This window comes from Streptomyces antarcticus, assembly GCF_026627255.1.
Taxonomy (GTDB): domain Bacteria; phylum Actinomycetota; class Actinomycetes; order Streptomycetales; family Streptomycetaceae; genus Streptomyces; species Streptomyces antarcticus.
On sequence record NZ_JAPNLM010000004.1, the window covers coordinates 24,705 to 43,285 of the forward strand.

Consider the following 18,581-nt stretch of genomic DNA (forward strand, 5'->3'; position numbering starts at 1 on the left):
TCCCTGTCCGTACCGGCGGTCGATGATGCCCGATACCTGGGAGACCGTCGAGATGGGCCTCGATAACACTTTTCCCGAACGCTTTTCCTGAACATCTATCGCGAAGCCGTCCGGCCCGCCTCCGGGCCGTCCGGCCGCGGGTAGCGCCGGGCCGACGCGTCCGACTGGGCGAGCCGCCGCAGGCAGGCCAGCATCGCATCCCCCAGGACGGTGCCGATCACCACCCGCTCCACCATCTCCTCCGGGCTCTGCCGGCGGGCCACGAACGCCAGGTCGGCCTCGGCGATCTGCTCGGACGCGGACGCGAACTCGTCCAGGAAGTCCAGGTAGTCCCCGTGGCCGACCTCCAGCAGGGCGGCCAGGGCCGTGGCCAGGGACACCGCCGCGGCGTGGTCCCCGGGTACCTGCCAGCCGCGCCGGGCGATCAGTTCCCCGACCAGGGCCCGTGCCCGGTCACCCGATTCGCGCCCGGGTTCGGGCGCCGGCGCGGGGTCCACGGTCCGGGCGGCCGAGCCCAGCAGTTTGTGCACGGGCCGGTCCAGGTCCTCCACGGCCTCCACGACCTTGCTTACGGAGGCCAGCGGCAGGCCGCCGACATCGGTGAGGGCCCGGATCAAGTTCAGTCTCCGGACGTGCCGTTCGCCGTAGTGCGCCTGATTGGGGCTGCTCAACTCGCCTGCGGGCAGCAGTCCTTCCCGCAGATAGAACTTGATCGTGGGCACCGGAACGCCCGACTCCCTGCTCTCCCGCGGCCGGCGGACCGGATGGTGGACCGGGCTGGTGATCGTGGTGGCGGCCGTCGTCGAGATGGCCGTGATCGTAGGCCAGGTGATCCGCGGGCGCCGCAGCCACTTCGACAACGAAACCCCCTTGGACGAAGCTCTGTTCAGCGTGATGGGCACGACGGTGGTCGTGCTGTGGCTGGGCACGCTCGTGCTGGCGGTGGCGCTGTGGCGTCGGCCGCTCGTGGACCGGTCGGCCACCTGGGCGATCCGGCTCGGCTCGGTGATCGGACTCGGCGGGCTGGCACTCGGCTTCCTGATGACCTCGCCGACCGACGCGCAGCTCGCGCGGCAGATCACCGACACGGTCGGCGCGCACAGCGTCGGCGTGCCGGACGGAGGCCCGCACCTGCCCGTCACCGGCTGGTCCGCGACCGGAGGAGACCTGCGGATCGCCCACTTCGTGGGCATGCACGCGCTCCAGCCGCTGCCGCTGCTCGCACTGGCCCTCGCCTTCGCGGCCGGCCGCTACGGCTGGGCCCTCGGCGACAACGCCCGCGTCCGCCTCATCCTTGTCTCGGGGGCCGGGTACGCCGGTCTGGTGGCCCTCACCGCCTGGCAGGCCCTCCGCGGCCAGGCGCTGACCTCCCCGGACGCCCTCACGCTGGGGGCGGCGGCCGCACTGGCCGTCGTGGTGGCGGCGGGGGTGCTCCTGGTCCTTCGGACCGGCCGCGGGGCTCCGGCCGAGGCGGTCCCGGAAGGGGCGCGGGCTCCCGGCCGCTGACCCCGGGCACCGTCGTGACCGGTCCGGGCCGCCGCTCGGGGCCGCGGGTCCGGGCCGCCGCTCGGGGCCGGTCGCTTCGGGCCGGTCGCTTGGGGCCGACCGTTCCGGGGGGAACTGCCGGATTCGGTGCGTTCGTTGGGGTAGTCGAACGGACTGACGGGGAACCATAGGACGAAACGGGACGTGTGGGGGGCGGCATGCCGGCATCGTTCTTGACCACACGGCTGTTACCGGAGTCGTTCTCACCGCGGTTGTCCACACCGCGCATGTTCACACCCGGGTACGGGCGCGAGTCCGCGCGCCGCGGCTCCCCCGGGGCCGCGGACGTCTGGCGTACCCCGGGCGGGCGGATCCCGCTCCTGCGGGAGGTGACGCCCGGGCGGGCCGGGGTGCACCCGGCCGAGGGGCCGGGCGGGCCGCCCGCGTACGTGCCGCGCGACGCCGAGGCCCTGCTGCGCGCCGCCCTCGCCGCGCCGGGCCCCCGGTTCGTGCTGGTGGTGGGGGAGGCCCGGGCCGGTGCGACCCGGTTCGCCTACGAGGTGGTGCGCGCCGTCCACCCCCGGTACGCGTTCGTCCGGCCGCTGTCCCGAGCCGCGCTGCCCGAAGCGGTACGGGTCGCCTCGCGCCGGCGCCGCGCGGTGCTGTGGCTGGACGGCCTGGACGACCACCTCGGGGCCGGAGGCCTCACGGCCGCGCACCTGGACGGCCTGCGCGGGGCGGTCGTCGTCGCCACCATGAGGGCCGCGGAGTACCGGCGCCACCAGGCCCGGGAGGCGAGCCGTCTCACCGGCTGCGACCGGGGCGCCTGGCGGACCGAGGGCGAGCTGCTCGGCCGCGCGGCCGTCGTCCCCGTCGCCCGGTCCTGGTCTCCTCGGGAGCGCCGCCGGGCGGCCGCCCGCCGGGACGACCCGCGGATCGGAGCCGCCCTGGAGGCGGGGGAGGGCCGCGGTCCCGCCGAAGTCCTGGCGGGCGGGGAGCGGTCGGTGGCCCGGTGGACCGGCGGCTGGACGCCGGGCGCGCAGCCGGCCGGCGCCGCCGTGGTCGCCGCGGCGGTGGACTGCCGACGCGCGGGACTGCGCCGCCCGGTCGCCCGCGCATGGCTGCGGGCGCTGTACCCGGCCTACCTGGCGGGGCGCGACGGCGGGGCGCGGGGGGCCGGCCGGGGGGCGGAGCCGGGGCCAGCAACGGGGTCGGGACCCGGGGCCGGGGCCGGGGAGGGCTTCGACAGGGGTTCCGGCGGCGCAACGGGGCAGGGCTTCGGGGAGGCCTTCGGGGAGGCCCTGGTGTGGGCGTGCGCGGCGGTCCACGGTGCGGGCGTGGGGGGCCTGTTGGCCGGGAACGACGTCCTCGGGTACACGGCCGACGGCTGCCTGCTCGACGCGCCGGGCCTCGGGCCGGTTCCCGAGCACCTGTGGCGGGGGCTGCTGGCCCGCGCCGGGCCCGGCGACGCGTACGACCTCGGACTCGTGGCCCGTCAGGAGGGGCGGCCGGCCCGGGCGGTCCGGGCCCTCACCGCGGCCCGGCGGGGCGGGGTGGCCGAGGCGGAGCTGCCCCTCGCGCTCGCGGTCGGGGACGCGGGCCGGCCGCGCCGGGCCGCCGCCGACCTGGCCGCGCTCACCCGCCGCCGCGAACTGCGGCTCGGCCCCCGCCACCCCGACACCCTGGCCGCCCGCCACCAGCTGGCGTTCTTCACGGGGGAGGCCGGGCACGCGGGCGCCGCCGCCGCACGTTTCGGGCTGCTCGCCGCCGACGCCGGAGCCGTGCTCGGCCCCGGCCACCCGGACACCCTGGCCGCCCGCCACCAGCTGGCCTTCTTCACCGGCGAGGCGGGCGACCCCCGCGCGGCGGCCAGTCAGTTGGCGTGCCTGCTGGCCGACGCGCTGCCCGTGCTGGGCGCGGACCACCCCCGCGTACTGGCCGTGCGGCGCGGCCTGATCTGGTACCGCCCGGCGGAACCCGCCGGGGCCGGGCGGGAGTGGGCCGCGCTCCTCGCGGACACGGAGGGGCACCTCGGCCCCGACGACCCGCACACCCTGGCCGTCCGAGCCGGTCAGGCGGCGTTGGCGGCCCGTACCGGGCGCACCGCCGAGGCTGTACGGGCCTGGGCGGCCCTGACCGCCGACCGCGCCCGCGTCCTCGGCTCCGACCATCCGCACGTCGTGCACTCCCGGTTGGAGTGGGCGCGGGCGCTGATCGCCGACGGGCGGCGGCGCGAGGCGTCGGAGCTGCTGTTGCGGGTCGTGGGGGAGGCGGGGCGGTTCCTGGAACCGGGCCACCGCCACCTGCGGCTCGCCCGTGAACTGCGTGCCGGGCTCACAGCAGCGGCGCCAGAGCCTCCGTAGCGGCGCGCAGGGCCGGGGCGTACGCCTCGATCTCCTCGCGCGAGACCAGGAAGGTGACGGTGGTGACGCTGACCCCGCCGACCGGGCGGCCGTCCGGACGCAGCACCGCCGCGCCGATGCAGCGGATCGTGGGTTCGTTCTCCTCGTCGTCCAGCGCGAAGCCCCGGGCGCGGACCCGCGCCAGTTGCGCGCTCAGCTCCCGGGCGGTGGTCAGCGTGTGCGGAGTGCGCGCCGGGAGGCCGGCGGCGGCGATCAGGTCCCGAACCTCCGCGTCGGGCAGGTGCGCCAGGATGCTCTTGCCGATCGCGGTCGTGTGCAGCGGCATGCGCATGCCCACCCGGGAGGCGGTGCGGAACGGCTGGTCGCTCTCCAGCTTCTGGATGTAGGTGATGGTCTCACCGCTGTGCAGGGCGAGGTGCACCGTCTGGCCGGTGGCCTGCTGGAGTTCGCCGAGGACGCGTCCGATGCTCGCCGGTTCCCCACCGGCGACCAGGGCGGAGAGCCCGCGCAGCCGCGGGCCCGCGCCGTACCGGCTCTCGGCGTCCTGGCGTACGAAGCCCTGGTCGACCAGCGAGGCCAGGATGCGGAAGGTGCTCGACTTCGGCACGGCGGCCGCCGCCATGACGTCGGCCAGCCGGTGCGGCCCGCCGGGCGCCGCCACCGCTTCCATGACGCGGAGGGACTTCTCCAGCGCCGACCCGGCGGCGGAGGTGCGTCCGCCGCGCACGCCGCCAGGGGCGGCGCCGTCCGCCTGCTGGTCCGCCGGGCCGTCTGTCGGGTCGTCCGCCGTGCCGTCCGCCAGACCGTCCGCCGGGTCGTTCGTTGAGTCGTTCGTTGAGTCGTTCGTTGGGCCGTTCGTCGACACGAGAACTCCCGTCCTGTGTAGGGTCTAGACCAACTGGTTCCGGTACACGATACCTCGTTCCACTACGTGGGACGAATGGGAGGGTTCCTTGTCCTGCCACCCGTACGCGGTGATAGCCGCCCAGCGGCTGCTGCCGGTGCTGCGCAGCCCCGACGCCGACGCGGCCGTCCGGCGGGCCTCGGCCCTGCTCGCCGCAGGCTGCCGCGCGGTCGAGCTGACCACCTCCACCCCCGGCTGGGCCGACGCCGTCCGCCGTACGGTCCCCCTCTCCGACGCGCACGGCCGCCCCGCCCTCGTCGGCGTCGGCACGGTCGTCACCTCCGCACAGGCGGAGGCCGCCTTGGACGCGGGCGCCGCCTTCCTGATCTCCCCGTACCCGGCTCCCGAGGTCCGCGCGGTCGCCCGGCGCCGGTCGGCGGTCTTCATCGAGGGCGGGTTCACCCCCGGCGAGATCGCCTCGGCCGTCCGGTCCGCCGGAGCGGCCAAGGTGTTCCCGGCCCACGTGGGCGGCCCGCAGTTCATCCGCTCCCTGAAAGCCGTCCTCCCCGACGCCCTGATCATCCCCACCGGCGGCATCCGGCCCGACGAGGTGCGCGACTGGCTCGACGCCGGCGCCGCCGCGGTCGGCATCGGAAGCGGGCTGCCGGCCGATCCGGGTGAACTGGCCGCCGTGTTCGCCGCACTGGCGGGCCGCTGCTGCGCCGACTGCTCCGGCGCTGCGGGCCTTGGTGATGGGGAGGGTGGTTCGGGCGTTGCGGGCGGTGCGGGCGCTGGTGATGGCACGGGCGTCGCGGGCGGTGCTGACGGTGTGGGCGTCGCGAGCGGTGTGGAGGGTCCGGGCGGTGTGGAGGGTTCGGACGTCGGCGGCCGTGTCCGGGAGGGGCGGGCGTGACCGGGTACGACGTGCTCGTCCTCGGCGAGGTCCTCGTCGAGATCCATGCCGACGCCGCCCTGCGCGCGGCCGGGGACGGCACCCCGGCCCGTCTCTCCTACTCCGGTGACGCGCTCAACGCGGCCGCCGCCGCCGCGGCCGCGGGGGCCCGGACCGCCCTGCTCGCGGTCGTCGGCGACGACGAGCTCAGCATCCCGCTGCTGCGCCGGGCCGGCGACCTCGGCATCGACATCTCCCACGTCCGCCGCGCCCCGCGCCCCAACGGCGCCTATCTGCTCGGCGCCGACACCGAGGGCGACCGCGAGTTCGTCTACTGGCGTACCCACAGTGCCGGTTCCACTCTGTCGCCCGCCCATGTCGACTCCTGGCGGACGCTGCTGACCGGCTCGAAAGCCCTCATCACCAGCGGGATCACCGGCGCGCTCTCACCCGGGAGCCGAGACGCGGTGTTGGCCGCCGCGCGGGCCGTGCACGGGGCCGGGGGGCACCTCTCGTACGATCCCAACTTCCGCTCCCGGCTGACCGGGCGGGCCGAGGCCAGGGAACTCCTCGCCCGGATCGCCCCGCTGACCGGACTGCTCAAGACGTCCTGCCCCGCGGACGCGCTCGCGCTCCTGGACACCGCCGACCCGCGGACCGCCGCTGCCCGCTGCCGCGCGCTCGGCGCCCGTACGGTGGCCGTCACCGCGGGCGCCGGGCGGCTGCTGCTCGACGACGGCGGGCAGGTGGCCCACCATCCGGTGCCGGTCAACCCCGCCCCCGTCGACGCGACCGGCGCGGGGGACTGCTTCACCGGAACCACCACCGCCCGGATCGCGCTCGGGGACCCCCTCGGGGACGCCGTGGCGTACGGCATGGCGGCGGCCTCCCTCTCGGTCTCCGGGCGCGGCGGTACCGGGTACGTCCCCGCGTTCTCCGCCACGGCGGCGCTGGCCGCGGCCCACGGCGGGGGCGCCGGCGCCGGTACGGCCCGGTAGCGGGGGCCGGGGGGTGGGCGTTGGGGCCTGCGGGCTTGCGGGCCGGTGTGGTTTGCGGGCCGGTGTGGTTTGCGGGGCCTGCGGGACCGTTACGCCGTCGGGTCCGCCGAGCCCAGGAGCGCGATCTCCTCGGGCGACAGGGCGACCGCGCCCGCCGCGAGGTTCTCCGTCAGGTGGTCCGGGTTGCCGGTGCCCGGGATCGCGAGGACGTGCGCCCCGCGGCTCAGCGTCCACGCGAGGCGCAGCTGCGCCGCCGAGACGCCGTGGGCCCGGGCCACGGCCCGTACCCGCTCGCCGTCGTCCGCGATCACTCCCGCCTCCCGGCCGGCTCCGGCGATGGCGAAGAAGGGGACGAAGGCGATGCCCCGCTCCCCGCACGCGTCGAGGAAGGCGTGGTCCTCGGCCGGGGAACCGATCCCGTACGGGTTCTGCACGCACACCACCGGCGCGATGGCCAGCGCCTCGGCGAGGTGGTCGGGCCGGGCGTTGGACAGGCCGAGGTGACGGATGAGCCCGGCCGTCCGGAGTTCGGCGAGCGCGCCGAAGTGCTCGGCGATCGAACCGGTCGTCTCGCGGCGCTTGACGCGCAGGTTGACCACGTCCAGGTGATCGCGGCCGAGCTGGCGCAGGTTCTCCTCCACCTGTCCGCGCAGCTGCTCCGGTTCGGCCCACCACCACTCGCCGGACGGGTCGCGGCCCGGTCCGACCTTCGTGGTGATGACGAGCTCGTCGGCGTACGGCGCGAGCGCCCGGTTGATCAGCTCGTTCGCGGAGCGCAGCGGGGAGAAGTAGAACGCGGCGGTGTCGATGTGGTTCACGCCGAGTTCGACGGCGCGCCGCAGCACCCCGGTCACGCGCGCGCGGTCGGAGGCGGACCCGTCGGCGAGGTGGGTGAGGCGCATCGCGCCGAAGCCGATCCGGTTGACGGTGAGGTCGCCGAGCTGCCAGGTACCCGCGGAGGACGCGGTGATCGTTTCTGTGGTCATCGGGTGACCGTACCGGGTACTCCGGTCCGGCCCGCGCGTCCGCCCGCGCGCCGCGGACCTGCCGGGACGCGCGGTGGGTGGCGCGTCCCGGCAGGTCCGCAGGGGTTCCCGTACCCGCCGGATGCCGGATGCCGGATGCCGGATGCCGGATGCCTGGTGCACGGGAGCCTGGTGCACGGGAGCCGGCGGGTACGGGAGCCTGCGGTGCGGTACGTGGTGTGACGCCGCCGGGCCGGATCGATGTCCGCGGCCCGGCGGCGCCGGTCTGGTGGGTCCCCGCGAGGGGAGCCCGGTCAGCGGCCGCGCAGGCCGCGGTCCACGGCGGTGATCAGCTCGCCGTCGGCGGTGTCCGCGTCCAGCGACCAGAACATCGCGCCGCCCAGGCCCTCTTCACGGACGTAGGCGGTCTTCGCGCGCAGCACCTGCGGGTCGTCGTACGTCCACAGCGTGGTGCCGTCGAACAGCCAGGCGTGGCCACCCCGACGGTCGCGGTGCACCTGGTACGACCCCGAGTCCGCGAGCTTCTTCAGCTCCTTGTAGTCCTCATACCCGGCGGCCCAGGTGGCCGGGGCCGGGCCGGTGGCCGGCTGGCCCATGCCGTCCCCGCCGCCGCTGACGCCGGTCCAGCCCTGCCCGTAGAACGGCATGCCCACCACCAGCTTGTGCGCGGGGGCGCCGCGCCGCTTCCAGGCCTCGACCGTGCCGTCGACGCTGAAGTCGTTCCGGGCGCGGAGCGCGGACTGCTGGGCGGTGGTCGCCTCGCCGGAGACGTGGAAGTCGTAGCCCTGGAGGTTGACGAAGTCGAAGTCGCGCATGATCCGGCGGACGTCGAAGCCCGCGTCGATCTTGGCTGCCGCCGTCGGCACGTAGGCCGTCAGCTCGTATTTCGACTTCCTCTTCTGGCTCGTGGCCAACGCGTCGAGCTGGGTGCGGAACTCCTTGACGAGCGCGGTGAAGTTGGCCTTGTCCTCCGGCCGGAACTTGGTGTCCGCGTCTCCGGCCGAACCGGGCCACTCCCAGTCGAGGTCGATCCCGTCGAACACGCCGGCCGCGGCACCCGCACCGCCGCGGGTGCCGTCCTGCGGCAGGTTCCCCTTGATGTAGAGGTCGATGCAGGAGGTTACGAGGGCCTTGCGGGAGGCGGGCGTCAGCGCGGCGTCCGAGAAGTGCGTGGACCAGCTCCAACCGCCCAGCGAGATGAGGGCCTTGAGGTCCGGGTGCTTGGCCTTCAGTTCGCGCAGCTGGTTGAAGTTGCCGGCGAGCGGCTGGTCCCAGGTGTCCGCCACGCCGTCCACGGAGTTCGCGGAGTCCAGGGGCCGGGAGTAGTCGGCCCAGGCATCGGCCTCACCGGGAACGTTGCCCGTGAAGCACTTTCCGTCGGCGCTGACGTTGCCGAAGGCGTAGTTGATGTGGGTGAGCTTGCCGGCGGAGCCGTTCGCATCAAGGTCCTGGACCTGGAAGTCCCGGCCGTAGATACCCCATTGGGTGAAGTAGCCGACCTTCTTGTACGAGCGGTGGTGTCCGTTCGCCCCGTCGCCCTGCGCGTCGGCGGAGGGTGCGAAGGCGGTCAGCAGGGAGAGGGAGCAGGCGGCGACGGCCAGTCTGCCGAGCATGCTGCGGCGCATGGGCTTCCTTTGCGGATGCGGGGATTGGGGCGTGAGCGCGTGCGCGGTGTATGCCGGAAACTATTGGTCTGGACCAGAACGGTCAAGGGGGCGGCCGAAACTCGGTGGTGCGCGGACGGACCGACCAACGCGCCCCACGGGCCGCTGTGGTGGTGGCGGTCGCCCTACTGGACCGTTCCCCCGGCGGCTCTCCGGCGGCCGTCCGGCATCCCTCAGGTGGCTCTCCGTTGGGTTCTTCTCCGGCTCTTCTTTGACCCTTCTCCGGCTCTCCGGTGGCCCTTCGGCGCCCCGGAGCAGGGTGGCGCGTGCGGTGGGCCCGGCGGACTCGTAGGCTGGTCGGCAGCCCACGGGAGGACGCCCCATGCAGCCCCAGCCGCTGGAATTCGGCGACCCGCTCGCCATCTCGGTCACGGCCGCGATCCGTAGCGGCGACCTGCCCGCGCTGCGCCGCCTCCTGGACGCCCACCCCGCGCTCGCGACCGCGCGTATCGTCCGGCGCGGCGAGGCGGCCGGCGAGCGAAGCCTCCTGCACGTCGCGACCGACTGGCCCGGCCATCGCCCGCACACAGCAGAGGTCATCCGCACCCTCGTCGCGGCCGGCGCCGACCCGGGGGCCCGGTTCGTGGGGGCCCCCGCCGAGACTCCGCTGCACTGGGCCGCCAGTAACGACGACGTACACGCCGTCGACGCCCTCGTCGCCGCGGGAGCCGACATCGAGGCCCCGGGTGCGGTCCTCGGAGGCGGTACCCCGCTCACCGACGCCTGCGGCTTCGGCCAGTGGCGGGCGGCGCGCCGGCTCCTCGACCATGGTGCCCGCCCCGGCCTGCAGGAGGCGGCGGCTCTCGGTCTCCTCGACCGGGTCGTCGACCTCCTGGCGTGCGGGACCTCTCGCGAGGACGTCACGAGCGGCTTCTGGGCGGCTTGTCACGGCGGCCAACTGTCCACTGCGCGATACCTGCTGTCCCAAGGGGCGGACCTCAACTGGATCGGCCATGACCGGATGACGCCGCTCGACATCGCTCTGACCAGGGAGGACGCCGAACTGATTGCCTGGCTCAAGGCGTCCGGCGGACAGCTCGCCGACGGATTCCCACCCGGTTGACCGCAATAAACGGTGGATCTTCAGGCCGTGCCGTGTCATGGTTGGTCCCACCGAAGGGGTGTAGCTCAGCTGGTCAGAGCGCCGGTCTCCAAAACCGAAGGTCGCAGGTTCGAATCCTGCCGCCCCTGCCATCAGTTCGCGTGATCCCTTCTTGCCGTACGCCGTGGGGCCGACTCCTTCCTGGAGCCGGCCCCACGGCGTTTCCACGCGCTGGGGAGGTCACGGCCTCCGGGGCGGAGGGTGGTTCGCAGGCCTGATGGGTCCCCACAGACCTGCAATCCGCGAAGAGGGCTGCGCGCCCCCGGTGTGAGCGGGAAGGTGCGGCTGCGCGACGACACCCGCTAGGAGTCCGCGTCCTCCTGGTACCCGTACGGGCGGGTGATGATCTCCATGTAGTGGCCGGCCGGGTCCGTGAAGTACACCCCGCGGCCTCCGTCGTTGTGGTTGATCTCGCCGGGGTGCTTGCCGTACGGGTCGGCGAAGTACGGGACTCCGGCCGCCCTGATCTGCTCGAACGACGCGGTGAACTCCTCCTCGGACAGGAGGAACGCGTAGTGCTGCGGGGTGATGGACCCGGCCGGAATGGTCGCGAAGTCCAGCACGACGCCGTTGGCGAGGTCTACGGGGATGAAAGGACCCCACTCGGTCCCGACCTCGAGGCCGAGCACGCGGGCCAGGAACTCGGCTGATTCCCGGTTGTCGCGGGAGTGGACGATCGTGTGGTTCAGCTGTACTGCCATGGGTGGATGCCTCCGAAAGGCACGTCCCGGCGCCTCCATGCCTCACCCGGTCGGTGACCGGCACGCGATGCCGTGATCGATCCTAGACAGCGGGCCCTGGGACGTCCAGGGTGGTCCGGTTCCGGCCGTCCCGCCGATCCCTCCGCCCCGGGTGGAAAGTGGCCCCGCCCGTGCGTTCAGACATCGGTCGGCGCCGCCGGAGCCGCCTCCGCGGGCGCCCGAGGCCTCACCCCGCCGTATCGCGCCGGTCGCGGACACCCATTGCGCCGAAGCGCCGTCGCCGGATGACCCGGCCGACGCCCCTCCAGAGGGGGGCTTCTCCCGGGTCTCCTCCTTGGTCGTCGCCGTAGGCCAAGGGAAGGCCGAGCCACTCGGCGAGTGCTATCAGCGGGGCTCGTACGCGAGGAACGGACCCAGCCGTCGTCACACCCGTACGGTCGGTCGAAGGCGACGGCCGGCGACCGCGAGGCGCTGCCGTGGAGCGGAGCACCAGCGGGTCCTGGGGGTACCCCCGCCGCGTGTGATCCCCTCAGCCGACGTGTTCTCGGTAGCGCTCGATCACCTCCCGCAGTACCTCGGCGCCGTCCCGGGCCCACAGGCCGGGGTGGAAGATCTCCACTTCCACCGACCCCCGGTACCCCGCCGCGTCGGTCAGTTCGCGGAAACCCCGCAGATCGATGGAGCCGTCGCCGAGCTGCCCCCGCCCGAGCAGCACACCCTCGGGGAGCGGCGTCACCCAGTCGGCGACCTGTACGGACGCGATGCGCCCGCCCGCGCCCGCCCGCAGCAGCTCGGCGGGCAGCCGTTCGTCCCACCAGAGGTGGTACGAGTCGGCTACGACGCCCACCTGCTCGGCCGGGAACTGCTCCGCGAGGTCGAGGGCCTGCCCGAGCGTGGACACCACGCAGCGGTCCGAGGCGAACATCGGATGCAGCGGCTCGAGTCCCAGCCGCACGCCGTGCGCACCCGCCCACGGGGCGAGCTCACCGAGGATCTCGGCGATCCGGATCCTGGCTCCCGGCAGGTCGCGGTCGCCCGCGGGCAGGCCGCCCGAGACCAGCACCAGTGTCTCGGCGCCCAGCTCGGCCGCCTCCTCCACGGCCCGGCGGTTGTCCTCGAGCGCGGCCGCCCGGCCGGCCGGATCGGCTGCGGTGAAGAACCCGCCCCGGCACAGCGAGCTGACGCGCAGTCCGGCCCCTGCGAGCAGCTTCGCCGCCTTCCGTACTCCGAACAGCCGGACCGGGTCGCGCCACAGCCCGACCGCGCCCACCCCGGCCGCCGCGGACCCGGCGACGAGCTCGGGCAGCGACCACTGGCGGATCGTCTCCTGGTTGAGGCTGAACCGGGCCGGGGCCGTTGCCCGGTCCCCGCTCACGACGCCACCCCGTACACCGAGAGCAGCCGGCGCATGCGGTCTTCCGCGAGCTCGGGGTCGGGGAACAGCCCCAGTCCGTCAGCCAGTTCGTAGGCAGTGGCGAGGTGGGGGAGCGAGCGGCCGGACTGCAGGCCGCCCACCATGGCGAAGTGTTCTTGGTGGCCTGCCAGCCAGGCCAGCAGGACCACCCCGGTCTTGTAGAAGCGCGTCGGCGCGGTGAAGAGGTGTCTCGACAGAGGGACCGTGGGATCGAGCAGCTCCCGGAAGCCCGCCTGATCGTCCCGGTCGAGGGCGAGAGCCGCCCGGGCCGCGATCGGGGCGATCGGGTCGAAGATCCCCAGCAGTGCGTCGCTGGCCAGCTCCCCATCCCCGGCGATCAGCTGCGGATAGTGGTAGTCGTCGCCCGTGTAGCACCGCACCCCGGCCGGAAGCCGCCGCCGGATGCCCACCTCCCGCTCCGCGTCCAGCAAGGAGACCTTGATCCCGTCCACTTTGCCCGGTGACTCGTAGATGATCTTCAGGAAGACCTCAATGGCATCGTCGAGGTCCTCGTGGCCCCAGTAGCCCGCCAGTTCCGCATCGAACATCGGCCCCAGCCAGTGCAGAACCACCGGCCCCGCGCTCTGTCTCAGCAAGGCGCCGTAGACCTCGAGGTAGTCTTCCGGCCCGCGGGCGACTCGGGCCAGGGCACGCGAGGCCATGAGGACGACGCCCGCCCCACAGGCCTCGGTGTGCGCGAGCTGTTCCTCGTACGCCCGGGTGATCGCGTCGAGCGAGTGCGTCCGGCCCGGCTCCAACTGGTCGGTGCCCGCCCCGCAGACGATGCGCCCGCCCATGGCCCGGGCCTCGGCCGCCGAGCGCCGGATCAGCTCCGCGGCGGTCGGCCAGTCCAGGCCCATTCCGCGCTGCGCCGTGTCCATCGCCTCGGCGACCCCGAGCCCCTGCGACCAGAGGCGGCGGCGGAAGGCCAGCGTGGACCCCCAGTCGAGTACGGGACCCGCTTCCGCCGAGGCGGCCAGCGGATCGGCGACCACGTGCGCCGCCGCGTAGAACGTACGGCTGCGGGCCGGTGCGTGCGCCAGTGGGGCGAACGGGGCGGTGTTCGGTCGGTAGGGGCGCAGTCCGCCGTCCGCCGCGGGCAGTCGGATGCTCACAAGGACACCTCAGGCACGGACAGCCGACGGCCCTCGGCCGAGGAGCGCAGACCGAGATCTGCGAGCTGCACTCCGCGCGCCCCGGCCAGCAGGTCCCACTGCCACGGATCGTCCAGTACGACGTGCCGCAGGAAGAGCTCCCATTGCGCCTTGAAGCCGTTGTCGGAGGGGGAGTTGTCCGGAACCTCCTGCCACTGGGCGCGAAAGGAGTCGGCCTGCGGCAGATCCGGGTTCCACACCGGCTTGGGTGTGGTCCCGCGGTGCTGGACGCGGCATCCGCGCAGCCCGGCCACGGCCGACCCGTGGGTCCCGTCCACCTGGAACTCCACCAGCTCGTCGCGGTGGACCCGGACCGCCCAGGAGGAGTTGATCTGCGCGACGGCGCCGCCCTCCAGCTCGAAGATCCCGTACGCCGCGTCGTCGGCCGTCGCCTCGTACGGCCTTCCCTCCTCGTCCCAGCGCCGGCCGATGTGCGTGCGCGTCAGGGCCTGGACCGTGCGGACACGGCCGAAGAGCTCGTGCAGGAGGTACTCCCAGTGCGGGAACATGTCGGCGACGATGCCCCCGCCGTCCTGCGCGCGATAGTTCCACGACGGCCGCTGGGCGGCCTGCCAGTCCCCTTCGAACACCCAGTAGCCGAACTCGCCGCGCACGGAGAGGATCCCGCCGAAGAAGCCGCCGTCGATGAGCCGTTTCAGCTTGAGCAGCCCCGGCAGGAACAGCTTGTCCTGGACCACGCCGTGCTTGACCCCGGAGGCGGCCGCCAGCCTGGCCAGCTCCATCGACGAAGCGAAGGTCAGGGCGGTCGGCTTCTCGCAGTACACGTGTTTGCCTGCCGCCACGGCCTGTCGCACCGCCGACTCGCGGGCACTGGTGACCTGCGCGTCGAAGTAGATCTCCACCTCGGGATCCGCCAGTACGGCATCGAGGTCCGTGCTGACGTGCTTGAGGCCGTGCCGCTCGGCGATGGCCCGCAGCGCCCCCTCCCGGCGCCCCACGAGCACCGGCTCCGGCCACAGCACCGTGCCGTCTCCCAGGTCCAGACCGCCCTGCTCGCGCAGGGCGAGCAGGGACCGGACGAGGTGCTGCCGGTATCCCATGCGGCCGGTCACGCCATTCATGGCGATCTTGATCGTCCTGCGCTCCACGGTGTCCCCTCCTTCTCGGCTGTCGGTGAGCGCTTGATAGAAAGCGCTTTCACACTCGTTAGGCTAGGGCGCGGAATGGTGCAGGTGCAACACCCCAACGGGTGATAGAAAGCGCTTTCTGAATCGTGCAGTATGGACCCACGCCCGGATGAGACGATGACCCGGGATCGGAAGAGGAGGGGTGCAGCATGGCGGTGACTCTCGCGGAGGTCGCGGCGCGGGCGGGCGTATCGCCGGCCACGGTCTCTCGCGTACTGAACGGCGGATACCCAGTGGCCGGGGGCACACGGACCCGGGTGGAGCAGGCGATCGAAGACCTCGGGTACGTGGCCAACGGACCCGCCCGCGCGCTCGCGGCCGCCACCTCCGACCTCGTCGGTGTCCTCGTCCACGACGTCGCGGACAGTTTCTTCGGGATCCTCGCCGGATCCCTGCAGAGCGCGCTCGCCCCGGCCGGCCCGTCGGATGCCCGCCGCCTCGCCGTCGTCTGCAACACGCAGGGTGCCCCCGAGGCCGAACTGGCCTACCTCGCGCTGCTGGAGGGCCAGCGCGCCGGTGGAGTCGTCCTCACCGGTGGTGCCGCCGAGGACCCCGGCCACACGGCAGCGCTCGCGGCCCGCGTCACACGCATGGCCGCGGGCGGTGTTCCCGTCATCCTGTGCGGGCGTCCTCCGCTGCCCCTTCCCGATGAACTGCCCGTGGCCACCGTGATGTTCGACGACCGCGGCGGCGCCTTCCGGCTCGCCGAACACCTGCTGGCGCTCGGCCACCGCCGCATCGCCTACATCGCCGGGCCTCCGGGACTGAGTACCACCCGGGAGCGGCTGGCGGGACATCGCGCGGCCCTCGTCCGCCACGACCCGGGCCTGGCCGGGATCTGTGCCCCGCTCACGGTCCACGCCGGATTCGAGCGGGCCGCGGGCTATGACGCCACCCGCGAACTGCTCCGCCGTGGGGAGCCGTTCACCGCCGTCGCCGCAGCCAACGACACCGTCGCCACAGGTGCCGCCGCCGCCCTGCGGGACGCGGGAATACGGATCCCCGAGGAGGTGTCGGTCGCGGGCTTCGACGACCTGCCGTTCTGCGTGGACACGGCACCGGCCCTCACCACCGTCCGGGTGCCGTTGCGCGAGGCCGGGGCGCTGGCCGCCCAACTGGTCACCGGCCGCAGACCCCTGCCCCCGGGCGGCCTCACCACCCTGCCCACCGAGCTGATGGTGCGCGGCTCCACCGGGCCGCCTCCAGCCGGAGGGAGCCGCCCGTGAGGTACGCCTTCTCCACGCTCGGAGTGCCCGGCATCCCGCTCGACCGCAGCGCGGGCCTGGCGGCCGCGCACGGCTTCGACGGCCTCGAGCTGCGGGCCCACCCCGAGGAGCCCCTGCATCCGGACAGCCCGCCCGCCGCGCGTGCCGCCGGGCTGCGGGCCCTCACCCGGGAGGGGGTCGTTGTCCTCGGGGTCGCCGGGTACGTACGGGTGGCCGCCGAAGGCACCGACGAGCCCGTCCTCGCCGCCCTGCGGGGGCTGGTCCGACTCGCCTCCGACCTCGAAGCACCCTACGTACGGGTCTTCCCGGGCGGCGCCGAGCTGCCGTCGGCGGCGGCCGACGACAACGCCGTGCGGCGGCTGCTGGCCGCCGCGCCGTACGCCGAGCGCCACGGGGTACGGATGCTGCTGGAGACGCACGACTCACACCGGACGGCGGCGGCGGCTGCCCGGGTGCTGGACCGGGTCGCGCGTGCGGGGGCCGGCGCGCTGTGGGACGTACTGCACACCTGGCTGGGAGGCGAGACTCCCGCCGAGTCACGGCGGGCCCTCGGCGCACACCTGGGCTACGTCCAGGTGAAGGACGTGGCGTCGGCCCGGGAACTCACCCCGATCGGGCTCGGCGCCGGGGTGTTGCCGCTGGCCGAGGCGTTGGCCGTGCTGCCGTCGGACGGGTGGGTCTGCTGGGAGTACGAGAAACGCTGGTACCCCGACGCGGCCGAGCTGGCCGGGCAGCTCGCACGGGGCCGAAGGTACCTCCAGGGGCTGGAGCCGGGACGGGCCCCGGGGACCGCTGCCGAGTAGGCGATCCTGCCGCGGCTCGCCACGCGCCGATCCCAGGCGGTACCAGGGCGCCCTGCTTCCGCTTCACGTTTCCGCCGGGGATTCCGCTCCCGCTTCGCTGCTCCGCCGGGCGTTCGCACGCGGCTTCATCTCTCCGCTGGACCGTGCCGCCCCGGCGGCGTGCCCGCGCCGGGGCGTGTCGCTGCGGTCTTATGGTTCCGTCGGGATTCGGCTCCCGATTCGTGCCCGCGCCGGGGTGTTCCGCTGCGGCCTCGCCGCTCCGCCGCGGGCGTGCCGTTCCGGCTTCGCGGCTTCGCCGGGGCGCAACGCTCTCCGGTGTGGTGACGGTTGCTGTGCGGTGCCGCTCCGGGGAGGGTTGCCGCTGGGATGTACCCCGCCTCGGCCCGGTCCTCCCCGTGGGGCCGGGTTCGATCGAAACGATCGGCTTTGGGGGAGGCGCCGCCGCGCCGTCAGGGGCGGATGGTCAGCCTCGGGAGGAGTTCCAGGTGCAGACGCGGGCCGCCCTCCGGCTCCCCGCCCGAGAGCCGGTCCAGCAGCAGCCCGGCGGCCCGGGCGCCGACCTCGTGCTTGGCGGGTGCCACCGCCGTGAGCGGGACGTCGGCCATTCCGGCCACCTCGTCGTCGTACGCGATCACCGCCAGGTCCTCCGGCACCCGTACGCCGCGCGCCGTGAGCCGGGGGATCAGCATGATCGCGTCCGTGTCGCTGTGGATCAGCGCGGCCGTCACCCCGCCCGCGGTCACCGCGTCGCACAGGTAGTCCAGGGTCCGGGCGAAGAGGTCGGCTTCCGACAAGGAGGCCGGTCCGGCCGCCGGCCACGGCGGGGCCGGCTCGAGTCCGAGCGCGGCCACCGCGGCCTCGTACCCGGTCCGCAGCCGCGCCGTCGTCGGGGTGGTCCGGCTGGCCAGTGCGATCCTCCGGTGGCCCAGTCCCGCCAGGTGCTGCACGGCCCGCGCCGCGCCGTGGGCGTGGTCCGATGCCACCCGGTCCAGTGCCGCCGCCGGATGCCCGGGCGGTGCCCAGCGTTCCACCAGGACCGTCGGAACCGGGAGTTCCGCCACCCAGGCGCCTTCCCCGGGGTCCGGCGAACCGGCCTCCCAGTTCGGCGTCAGCAGCAGTCCGTGCGCCCCGGTCGACACCAGTCGGTCCGCCTGGGTGCGGTCCTCGCCCCGCAGGTACCGGGTCAGCCCCACGGTCAGCCGGGCACCGCGCGCCTCGACCGCTTCGCGGGCGCCGCGGACGACGTCCGCGTAGTAGTACTCGGTCGTGGGCACCACCATCCCGACCACGAGCCCCTCCCCGCCGCCGCCGGGGCCCGCAGCGCCCCGGGCGGTGGGGGTGGCCGGGGCCGACGCTGCCGCCCGGGGGGCGGTCGGACCGTGCGCCGGATCCACCCGGCTGATCACCCCGTGCATGCGTTGGATCTCGCCCCGGGCGGTCATCGCCTCGATGTCCCGTCGCAGGGTGACGGGCGAGATGCCGAGTTCCCGTGCCAGGTCCGCCACGCGGACGCTGCCGCGCGCCCGGACGAGGGTGAGTACGCGGGCTTGGCGCTGGTCTACGTGCGGTCTCAAATGTCCCCCTGCTGTCTGCGCGGTTACGTTCGGCTGATCCGGGAGTCGGAGCGTACGCGTACGGGTACGTGCCGGACGTACGGGTACGGGTACGTGCCGGACGTACGGGTACGGGCGGGCGCCTGGGAGGGATGCGGTGCGTGGGGGGTGGTACAGGGTGTGCGGGGCGCCCGGTGACATCATAAGCATTTGATTCGATCGAATCGATCGAATCTGATCAATTGGTC

The 18,581-nt window shown here is 74.1% G+C and carries 16 protein-coding genes and 1 tRNA gene; 8 read left to right on the forward strand and 9 right to left on the reverse strand.

Annotated elements, in window-relative coordinates:
* Positions 1-95: 95 nt before the first annotated feature.
* Entirely contained in the window at positions 96-722 is a 627-nt protein-coding gene (locus OTB16_RS08090; RefSeq protein ID WP_267719273.1) for a MerR family transcriptional regulator, read from the reverse strand.
* Between OTB16_RS08090 and OTB16_RS08095 the strand changes: the two genes are divergently transcribed.
* Positions 715-1,506, forward strand: coding sequence for a hypothetical protein (locus OTB16_RS08095; RefSeq protein ID WP_267719274.1), 792 nt, complete (start codon positions 715-717; stop codon positions 1,504-1,506). The two genes, OTB16_RS08090 and OTB16_RS08095, sit on opposite strands and share 8 nt — an antisense overlap.
* Before the next feature lie 266 nt (positions 1,507-1,772).
* Positions 1,773-3,848, forward strand: coding sequence for a tetratricopeptide repeat protein (locus OTB16_RS08100; RefSeq protein WP_267719276.1), 2,076 nt, complete (start codon positions 1,773-1,775; stop codon positions 3,846-3,848).
* On the opposite strand, the gene OTB16_RS08105 is transcribed toward OTB16_RS08100, so the two are convergent.
* On the reverse strand, positions 3,820-4,713 hold the full coding sequence (locus OTB16_RS08105) for an IclR family transcriptional regulator (protein WP_267719277.1): 894 nt from the start codon (positions 4,711-4,713) through the stop codon (positions 3,820-3,822). The genes OTB16_RS08100 and OTB16_RS08105 overlap by 29 nt on opposite strands.
* Positions 4,714-4,801: 88 nt before the next feature.
* Between OTB16_RS08105 and OTB16_RS08110 the strand changes: the two genes are divergently transcribed.
* Positions 4,802-5,605, forward strand: a complete 804-nt coding sequence (locus tag OTB16_RS08110) for a bifunctional 4-hydroxy-2-oxoglutarate aldolase/2-dehydro-3-deoxy-phosphogluconate aldolase (RefSeq protein ID WP_267719278.1) — start codon at positions 4,802-4,804, stop codon at positions 5,603-5,605.
* Positions 5,602-6,582, forward strand: coding sequence for a sugar kinase (locus OTB16_RS08115; protein ID WP_267719279.1), 981 nt, complete (start codon positions 5,602-5,604; stop codon positions 6,580-6,582). Before OTB16_RS08110 ends, OTB16_RS08115 begins: the two co-directional genes overlap by 4 nt.
* A gap of 89 nt (positions 6,583-6,671) precedes the next feature.
* Here OTB16_RS08115 and OTB16_RS08120 read toward each other — a convergent pair whose 3' ends face one another.
* Together OTB16_RS08120 and OTB16_RS08125 are read right to left on the reverse strand one after the other, a co-directional pair.
* Entirely contained in the window at positions 6,672-7,568 is an 897-nt protein-coding gene (locus OTB16_RS08120; RefSeq protein ID WP_267719280.1) for an aldo/keto reductase, read from the reverse strand.
* A gap of 293 nt (positions 7,569-7,861) precedes the next feature.
* Positions 7,862-9,193 (reverse strand): glycoside hydrolase family 18 protein, encoded by a 1,332-nt coding sequence (locus OTB16_RS08125; protein WP_267719281.1) that lies wholly within the window; start codon positions 9,191-9,193, stop codon positions 7,862-7,864.
* A 361-nt stretch (positions 9,194-9,554) separates the two neighbouring features.
* Here OTB16_RS08125 and OTB16_RS08130 point away from each other — a divergent pair, with 361 nt between their 5' ends.
* The gene (locus OTB16_RS08130) at positions 9,555-10,295 is read left to right on the forward strand and encodes an ankyrin repeat domain-containing protein (RefSeq protein ID WP_267719282.1); all 741 of its coding nucleotides are present in this window, start codon (positions 9,555-9,557) and stop codon (positions 10,293-10,295) included.
* A 54-nt stretch (positions 10,296-10,349) separates the two neighbouring features.
* A tRNA-Trp gene (locus tag OTB16_RS08135) sits at positions 10,350-10,426 on the forward strand.
* Between the two features lie 210 nt (positions 10,427-10,636).
* Here the strand turns inward: OTB16_RS08135 and OTB16_RS08140 are convergent.
* From OTB16_RS08140 to OTB16_RS08155, 4 genes are all read right to left on the reverse strand, one after another.
* The gene (locus OTB16_RS08140) at positions 10,637-11,035 is read right to left on the reverse strand and encodes a VOC family protein (protein WP_267719283.1); all 399 of its coding nucleotides are present in this window, start codon (positions 11,033-11,035) and stop codon (positions 10,637-10,639) included.
* Positions 11,036-11,564: 529 nt separating this feature from the next.
* A complete protein-coding gene (locus tag OTB16_RS08145) occupies positions 11,565-12,410 on the reverse strand; it encodes a sugar phosphate isomerase/epimerase family protein (RefSeq protein WP_267719284.1) in 846 nt (281 codons plus the stop codon).
* Positions 12,407-13,564, reverse strand: a complete 1,158-nt coding sequence (locus OTB16_RS08150; RefSeq protein ID WP_267719286.1) for a dihydrodipicolinate synthase family protein — start codon at positions 13,562-13,564, stop codon at positions 12,407-12,409. Before OTB16_RS08150 ends, OTB16_RS08145 begins: the two co-directional genes overlap by 4 nt.
* On the reverse strand, positions 13,561-14,685 hold the full coding sequence (locus tag OTB16_RS08155) for a Gfo/Idh/MocA family protein (RefSeq protein WP_420717661.1): 1,125 nt from the start codon (positions 14,683-14,685) through the stop codon (positions 13,561-13,563). The genes OTB16_RS08150 and OTB16_RS08155 overlap by 4 nt, the downstream gene beginning before the upstream one ends.
* 215 nt (positions 14,686-14,900) lie before the next feature.
* Here OTB16_RS08155 and OTB16_RS08160 point away from each other — a divergent pair, with 215 nt between their 5' ends.
* Positions 14,901-15,977 carry a LacI family DNA-binding transcriptional regulator gene (locus OTB16_RS08160; RefSeq protein WP_267719288.1) on the forward strand — a complete coding sequence of 359 codons (1,077 nt, stop codon included), beginning with the start codon at positions 14,901-14,903 and terminating at the stop codon, positions 15,975-15,977.
* Positions 15,974-16,780: a sugar phosphate isomerase/epimerase family protein gene (locus OTB16_RS08165; RefSeq protein WP_267719289.1), complete on the forward strand. Its 807-nt coding sequence runs from the start codon at positions 15,974-15,976 to the stop codon at positions 16,778-16,780. Before OTB16_RS08160 ends, OTB16_RS08165 begins: the two co-directional genes overlap by 4 nt.
* A 449-nt stretch (positions 16,781-17,229) precedes the next feature.
* On the opposite strand, the gene OTB16_RS08170 is transcribed toward OTB16_RS08165, so the two are convergent.
* Positions 17,230-18,354 carry a substrate-binding domain-containing protein gene (locus tag OTB16_RS08170; protein WP_267719290.1) on the reverse strand — a complete coding sequence of 375 codons (1,125 nt, stop codon included), beginning with the start codon at positions 18,352-18,354 and terminating at the stop codon, positions 17,230-17,232.
* Positions 18,355-18,581 lie beyond the last annotated feature (227 nt).

What these genes read in the sequence shown, in the direction of transcription:
- OTB16_RS08100 (WP_267719276.1), top strand. Translation starts at nt 1,773, where the DNA reads ATGTTCACACCCGGGTACGGGCGCGAGTCCGCGCGCCGCGGCTCCCCC.
- OTB16_RS08120 (WP_267719280.1), bottom strand. Translation starts at nt 7,568, where the DNA reads ATGACCACAGAAACGATCACCGCGTCCTCCGCGGGTACCTGGCAGCTC.
- OTB16_RS08125 (WP_267719281.1), bottom strand. Translation starts at nt 9,193, where the DNA reads ATGCGCCGCAGCATGCTCGGCAGACTGGCCGTCGCCGCCTGCTCCCTC.
- OTB16_RS08130 (WP_267719282.1), top strand. Translation starts at nt 9,555, where the DNA reads ATGCAGCCCCAGCCGCTGGAATTCGGCGACCCGCTCGCCATCTCGGTC.
- OTB16_RS08140 (WP_267719283.1), bottom strand. Translation starts at nt 11,035, where the DNA reads ATGGCAGTACAGCTGAACCACACGATCGTCCACTCCCGCGACAACCGG.
- OTB16_RS08155 (WP_420717661.1), bottom strand. Translation starts at nt 14,685, where the DNA reads ATGAATGGCGTGACCGGCCGCATGGGATACCGGCAGCACCTCGTCCGG.
- OTB16_RS08160 (WP_267719288.1), top strand. Translation starts at nt 14,901, where the DNA reads ATGGCGGTGACTCTCGCGGAGGTCGCGGCGCGGGCGGGCGTATCGCCG.